The sequence below is a fragment of the Gammaproteobacteria bacterium genome, assembly GCA_013696315.1.
Taxonomy (GTDB): domain Bacteria; phylum Pseudomonadota; class Gammaproteobacteria; order JACCYU01; family JACCYU01; genus JACCYU01.
The window spans coordinates 1-6,318 of the sequence record JACCYU010000062.1 but is presented as its reverse complement, the minus strand read 5'-3'; the positions used below and the strand labels follow the sequence as shown (position 1 = coordinate 6,318).

At 61.9% G+C, this 6,318-nt stretch carries 6 protein-coding genes; 2 read left to right on the top strand and 4 right to left on the bottom strand.

Translation table 11 applies throughout. The features are described 5' to 3' along the window. Window positions 1–7: 7 nt before the first annotated feature. Window positions 8–163 (bottom strand): CcdB family protein, encoded by a 156-nt coding sequence (locus tag H0V34_03665; protein MBA2490825.1) that lies wholly within the window; start codon window positions 161–163, stop codon window positions 8–10. Window positions 164–336: 173 nt separating this feature from the next. Between H0V34_03665 and H0V34_03660 the strand changes: the two genes are divergently transcribed. Further along, complete coding sequence (locus H0V34_03660; GenBank protein MBA2490824.1) at window positions 337–1,350, top strand: alcohol dehydrogenase catalytic domain-containing protein; 1,014 nt, start codon at window positions 337–339, stop codon at window positions 1,348–1,350. Window positions 1,351–1,417: 67 nt separating this feature from the next. On the opposite strand, the gene parE is transcribed toward H0V34_03660, so the two are convergent. The 3 genes from parE to H0V34_03645 form a co-directional block, all read right to left on the bottom strand. Further along, window positions 1,418–3,304, bottom strand: coding sequence for a DNA topoisomerase IV subunit B (parE, locus tag H0V34_03655; protein ID MBA2490823.1), 1,887 nt, complete (start codon window positions 3,302–3,304; stop codon window positions 1,418–1,420). Between the two features lie 105 nt (window positions 3,305–3,409). Continuing rightward, window positions 3,410–4,039 (bottom strand): PAS domain S-box protein, encoded by a 630-nt coding sequence (locus tag H0V34_03650; protein MBA2490822.1) that lies wholly within the window; start codon window positions 4,037–4,039, stop codon window positions 3,410–3,412. Continuing rightward, window positions 3,970–5,166, bottom strand: a complete 1,197-nt coding sequence (locus H0V34_03645; protein ID MBA2490821.1) for a PAS domain-containing protein — start codon at window positions 5,164–5,166, stop codon at window positions 3,970–3,972. Before H0V34_03645 ends, H0V34_03650 begins: the two co-directional genes overlap by 70 nt. 66 nt (window positions 5,167–5,232) lie before the next feature. Here H0V34_03645 and H0V34_03640 point away from each other — a divergent pair. Then, window positions 5,233–6,318 (top strand): MFS transporter (locus H0V34_03640; protein MBA2490820.1); only part of this gene is annotated, 1,086 nt, incomplete at its 3' end.

Sequence of the window (6,318 nt, the reverse complement as noted above, 5' to 3'; positions counted from 1 at the left end):
TTGTTGTTCAGGCCGCGCGCCGCCGTGGCTTGTCAGCCGCGATGAGGGGCACGACGACGCGCGTCGCAAGCATGTCGAGGAATTCGGCCTGCACGTCGAGCAGATAAGGGGCCGTAAGGCTCGTCTTCCGGCTAAGGTTGCGATAGCCATCGAACTCCGCCATCAGAACGAGCGCAGGGCATCCTGAACACACCCTCGGCAGAGTGCTCTTCACGGGAGCAATCAAGCACGTTCGCGGCCGGCGTGCATCTTGCTTTTGTCCCCGGCATATCGGGCGCGCAGCGCGCCACGCGTAATTTTTTCAATCGTCGTAACGCGGCGCCAAGGAGGATTGTAATGTCTACAATGCAAGCCATGCAGATCAGCAAAGCCGGCGGGGATTTCGAGCGTGTGGAGCGTGAAATTCCCACCCCGGCGACCGGCCAGGTGCTGATCAAAGTCGAGGCCTGCGGGATCTGTCACAGCGACGCTTTCGTGAAAGAAGGCGGATTTCCGGGTCTTGAGTTTCCGCGCGTGCCGGGTCACGAGGTGGCCGGCCACGTGGCGGCAGTGGGTGACGGTGTCTCGATGTGGTCTGAAGGTCAGCGCGTGGGCGTTGGCTGGCATGGAGGACACTGCTTTCATTGCGAACCCTGCCGGCGGGGGGATTTTGTCACCTGCGAAAAAGCGGACATTTGCGGCATTACCTATGATGGCGGCTATGCGGAATACGTAGTCGTACCCGAGGCCGCCGTGGCCGCCATTCCGGAGGCGCTGTCGTCGGTGGACGCCGCCCCGCTTTTATGCGCGGGGATCACGACTTACAACGCATTGCGCAACAGCGGCGCGCGGGCAGGCGACCTGGTGGCGGTGCAAGGAGTCGGCGGTCTGGGACACCTGGGCGTTCAGTACGCGGCCAGCATGGGATTCCGCACCATTGCGTTATCGCGCGGCGACGACAAGAAGGAGCTGGCATTAAGTCTCGGCGCCAATGAATATATCGACACCGAAGCGGTCGATCCGGTGCAGGCATTGCAGGACTGGGGTGGCGCGCGGGTGATACTCGTGACCGCACCCAGCGCTAAGGCCATGAGTTCGATCATCGATGGCCTCAAGGTCGATGGCAAATTGCTGATCGTCGGCGCGACACCGGAACCGGTTGAGGTCAATCCGTTCCAGTTGATCATGAAGCGGCGCGCCGTCGCCGGGTGGCCAAGCGGTACGCCACGGGATTCGGAAGACACCCTCAATTTCAGCGTCCTGTCCGGCACGAAAGCCCACATCGAGACTTACCCGCTACTGGAAGCCGCGACCGCCTACGACCGGATGATTACCAACCAGGCGCGCTTCCGCGTGGTCCTAACGATGTAGGGAGAATCCGTTATCGTGGGCCTGTTACCGGCAGGCGCGGATGCGAGTCCGGACGCTGCGGCGCGTATCACACCTCCGCCAGATTGCCCTTCGCCTCCAGCCAGACGCGGCGGTCGGCGGCGCGCTTTTTGGCGAGCAGCATGTCCAGCAGTTGCGCGGTATCGTCGCCCACCTCCAGGGTCAGACACACCAGACGGCGCGTGTCTGGCGACATGGTCGATTCGCGCAGTTGCAGCGGGTTCATTTCGCCTAAGCCCTTGAAGCGCGTAATCGCGACCTTGCCTTTTTTCTTCTCGGCCTGGATGCGATCCAGCATGCCGTCGCGCTCGGCCTCGTCCAGTGCGTAGTAAACCTCCTTGCCAACGTCGATGCGATAAAGCGGCGGCATGGCGATATACACGTGGCCCGCCTCCACCAGCGGACGAAAATGCCGCGTAAACAGCGCGCACAGCAGGGTCGCGATATGCAGACCGTCCGAATCGGCGTCGGCAAGAATGCACACCTTGCCATAGCGTAAGCCGTCGAGCTTGTCCGAACCCGGCTCCACACCAACCGCCACCGAGATGTCGTGGACTTCCACCGAGGCCAGCACCTGATCGGCCTCGACCTCCCAAGTATTCAGAATCTTGCCGCGCAGCGGCATGATGGCCTGAAAATCGCGATCGCGCGCCTGCTTGGCTGACCCGCCCGCCGAATCGCCTTCTACCAGAAAAAGCTCGGTGCGTGCGAGATCCTGCGACACGCAATCGGCCAGCTTGCCGGGCAGCGCCGGGCCGGAGGTGATGCGCTTGCGCACGATTTTCTTGTCGGCGCGGAGTCGTTTATTGGCGTTGGCGATGACGAACTGCGCGAGCTGCTCGCCCATCGCGACGTGGCTGTTAAGCCATAAACTGAAAGAGTCCTTGACCACGCCGGAGACGAATGCCGCGCTCTCGCGCGAAGACAGTCGCTCCTTGGTCTGGCCGGTGAACTGCGGCTCCATCATTTTCAACGACAGCACGAAGCTCAGCTTGTCCCATACGTCTTCCGGCGCGATCTTCACCCCGCGCGGCAGAAGATTGCGGAAGTCGCAGAACTCCCGTATCGCCTCGGTCAAGCCCGCGCGCAGACCGTTGACGTGCGTGCCGCCCTGCGTCGTGGGCACCAGATTGACGTAACTCTCCTGTATGCACTCCACGCCTTCTGGAATCCACACCACCGCCCAGTCAACGGTCTCCTGACGGCCTTCCATGCTGCCGGTAAAGGGTTCTTCCGGCAGCAATGCCTGTCCCTGCACCGCCTCCAGCAGGTAATCCGTCAGGCCCGCGGCATATTGCCATGCGACGGTCTCGCCCGCGGGCTCGTCGAAGAATTTCACCTTGAGTCCCGGGCACAGTACCGCCTTGGCGCGCATGATGTGCTTCAGCTTTGGGATCGAGAACGTCGCACTGTCGAAATATTGCGGGTCCGGCCAGAAGCGCAACGTGGTGCCGGTGTTGCGTTTGCCGACCTCGCCCACGACTTCCAGGTCCGTGTTCTTGTGACCGCCCGCAAACGACATGTTGTATTCGTGACCTCCGCGGCGCACCCACACCTCCAGATGCTTCGACAGTGCGTTCACCACCGACACGCCTACGCCGTGCAGGCCGCCCGAGTAACGGTAAGTCTTGTACGAAAACTTGCCGCCGGCGTGCAGCGTGCCGAGGATTACTTCGACCCCCGGTAGCTTTTTCTCGGGATGCATGTCCACTGGCATGCCGCGCCCGTCGTCGGCGACCGAGAGCGATCCGTCCTTGTACAACGTGATGTCGATGGCCTTCGCGAATCCTGCCACTGCCTCGTCTACACTGTTGTCGATCACTTCCTGGGCGAGGTGGTTGGGCCGCGAGGTGTCGGTATACATGCCCGGCCGTTTGCGCACGGGGTCCAGGCCGGACAGGACCTCGATGGCGTCGGCGTTGTACGTGGTGTTCATGCGTGTGAGTCTGGACCGGCCGTAGATGAGTTCGCTAGCAACTCCTGGCGATTCTGCGGCAGCGCGGTCAGCGGGGGATTAAACTCCAGAACTCGGTCCTCATGATTAATCGCAATCACGCAATCCAGCACCTTCGCCAGCATCGCGAGCGTGCGCGCCTCGCTGGCTGTGCCGGGCTTCCGTGGCACGTATACGATCGGTGATATCGAGCGCTATGGCGTACACCAGCCCCTCCTCCACAACCGGAAAGGTGGCCCAGGACAGCCAGCGATACGAGCCGTTCCTGCAGCGATAACGGTTTTCGAATTGTTTCGTGGCAGCGCCGGCGCTGATGCGCCCGAGTTCTTCGATCGTCGCGTCGCGGTCTTGCGGATGCACAAAATGCAAAAATGGCCTGGTCAACAGTTCCTGCTCGGAATAACCCAGCAGCGCCTCGAAAGCCGGGTTCAGGCGCTTGAAATAGCCATCGGTGCTCGCGACGCACATCAGGTGCAGCGGCACGTTGAAAAACCGCTCGAGTTCCTGTTCAACGCGCACCCGCGCGGTGATGTCGTTGACCAGCGCGATGTAGCCCTCGACCTTGCCCTCCGCCGAGACATCCGGAATGAGACTGGTGCTGGTGTGACGCGCATCGCCGGTCCTGGACGCAGTGCGAGACTCGAATCTTACCGAACGTCCCCGCAGCACCGTTGCCAGGTGCTCGCGGACGGACTCGAATGCCGCATCGCCCAGCATTTCCCGCACGTGCCTGCCGCGAATTTCATTGCGTGCAAGCCCGAACCCGATTTCGCATGCGCGATTATTGAAACAATAGCGCTGCGACGAATCGGCAAGGCGATCGATGACGGCACCGCATCGGTGATCAAACGTAGCTGGCGCTCGCTGTCGCGCAGGGCGCGTTCGGTCCTCCGTTCCTCGGTGGTATCGCGGAACGTGATCACCGCGCCGGAGGGCTGGTCCGCGTCCAGCATCGGCGCACGGACATAACTTACCGGAAACGGCGTACCGTCCTTGCGCCAGAACACTTCGTCGCCGACTCTCAGAGTCTGACCTGCGCGCAGCACCGCGGTCAACGGGCAGCGCGCGCCGGGATAGGGACTGCCATCGGGACAGGAATGATGAACCAGGTGGTGGAAGTTCTCGCCGAACAACGCCTCCGCGTCGAAGCCCAGCATGCGTGTCGCGGCGGGATTGATGAAAATGATGCGGTCTGTCTTATCGACACCGCAAATGCCGTCACCCGCGGCATTGAGAATGAGTTCCAGGTGATCCTGCGGGGGTCGCGACGCCTGCACCGCGCAGCGCAGATCGAGCTGCGTCACCGCCTCGTCGGCGAGGATGCGCAACACGGCGCGCTGCTCGCTGTCGATCGCTCGCGGGACGTGATCCATTACGGCGAGCGCGCCAAGCCTCAGGCCGTCTTGTGTCAACAGCGGTGCGCCGGCGTAGGCGCGTATATGCGGCCCGTCGGTCACCAGTGGATTTGCCGCGAAGCGCTCGTCGTTCAGGGTGTCCGTTACAACGAGGAGGGCGGATTGCTGGATGGTGTGCGCGCAGAAAGATATGCTGCGCGGCGTCTCGTCGAAGGGCAGGCCCAGCTTCGACTTGAACCACTGGCGATCGCCTTCGACCAGGCTCAGCGCAGCCATCGGCGTCTCGCAGATATGCGCGGCCAGGCGGGTCAGCGCATCGAACGCCGGCTCCGGCGCCGTATCGACAATATTATATCGATCCAGCGCCGCCAGGCGTGCGGCTTCCTCCGCGCTCGCTGTCATGTTGACTCGCCTCATGGCTTTTCCCTGCTGCCTGCCGCGTGCCGTGTTCGATGAACGCACCAATCCGGCGGCTTTTGCGCGTGCCATTTTGCGCCTGACATCAATCTCGCGCAAACGCGTGTCTCTACTGAAGCGACGTTTTATTCACTGTCGATGAAACATCCCCGCGGGCTCTACGTACTGTTTTTCGCCGAGTTATGGGAACGCTTCAGCTTCTACGGCATGCGCGCGCTGCTGGTGCTGTATCTGACGAAAGAACTTTCGTTCAGCGACGAGCACGCGTACGGAATCTACGGCGCGTACGGGGCGCTGGTTTATACGACGCCGGTGATCGGCGGCCTGCTGGCCGACCGCGTGCTGGGACATCAACTGGCGATCATCATGGGCGCCCTGCTGATGGCGCTGGGACACTTCTGTCTGGCGGTGCCCAACATGTTCTTCTTCTACGCCGCGCTGGCCCTGCTGATCGCCGGCAGCGGCCTGTTCAAACCGAACATCTCCAGTCTGGTCGGCCAGCTTTACGCGATTGACGATCCGCGACGTGACGCCGGTTTCACGCTGTTTTACATGGGCATTAACATCGGCGGGTTCTTAGCACCGCTGCTGTGCGGATTCATCGGGCAAACTTACGGCTGGCATTACGGTTTCGGTCTCGCCGGTGTCGGCATGCTGATCGGGCTCAGCGTATTCCTGCTCGGGCGACGCCGTTTCCCGGGGCTCGGCCTGCCGCCATCCGCGCCGGCGGCACGAAACACTGTACCGCGTACACTGAACCGCCGAAGCATCGTCTGGACAGGCGTGATTCTGAGTCTGCCAGTGTTCGGGCTGCTGGTCCTGAACTATCGACTGACTGGCTGGATGTTGATCGCGGCAGGGTCGGCGGTGCTCCTGTGGCTAGTCTACATCGTCTATTCAAGCCCGCGCGTGGCTCGCGAACGGTTGCTGGTAATCATGACCCTTACCGCATTTGGCGTGGTGTTCTGGTCATTTTTCGAGCAGGCCGGCAGTTCCATAAATCTGTTTACCGACCGCAACATCGATCGGACGCTGTTTGGCTGGGAAGCGCCCGCATCGTTGTTTCAGGCGATCAACCCGATGTTCATCATTCTGCTGGCGCCGTTATTTTCCGCGCTGTGGTTGAAGCTGGCTAGCCACCGGCGCGAGCCCTCCACACCCGTCAAGTTTGCGCTGGGCATCCTGCTGCTGGCCGTTGGATTTGGACTGTTCGGGGTTGGCGCC

Excerpts from the sequence above, each read along its gene's own strand:
- H0V34_03665 (MBA2490825.1), bottom strand. The coding sequence starts at position 163 with ATGGCGGAGTTCGATGGCTATCGCAACCTTAGCCGGAAGACGAGCCTT.
- H0V34_03660 (MBA2490824.1), top strand. The coding sequence starts at position 337 with ATGTCTACAATGCAAGCCATGCAGATCAGCAAAGCCGGCGGGGATTTC.
- parE (MBA2490823.1), bottom strand. The coding sequence starts at position 3,304 with ATGAACACCACGTACAACGCCGACGCCATCGAGGTCCTGTCCGGCCTG.
- H0V34_03650 (MBA2490822.1), bottom strand. The coding sequence starts at position 4,039 with ATGCTGGGCGATGCGGCATTCGAGTCCGTCCGCGAGCACCTGGCAACG.
- H0V34_03645 (MBA2490821.1), bottom strand. The coding sequence starts at position 5,166 with ATGGCACGCGCAAAAGCCGCCGGATTGGTGCGTTCATCGAACACGGCA.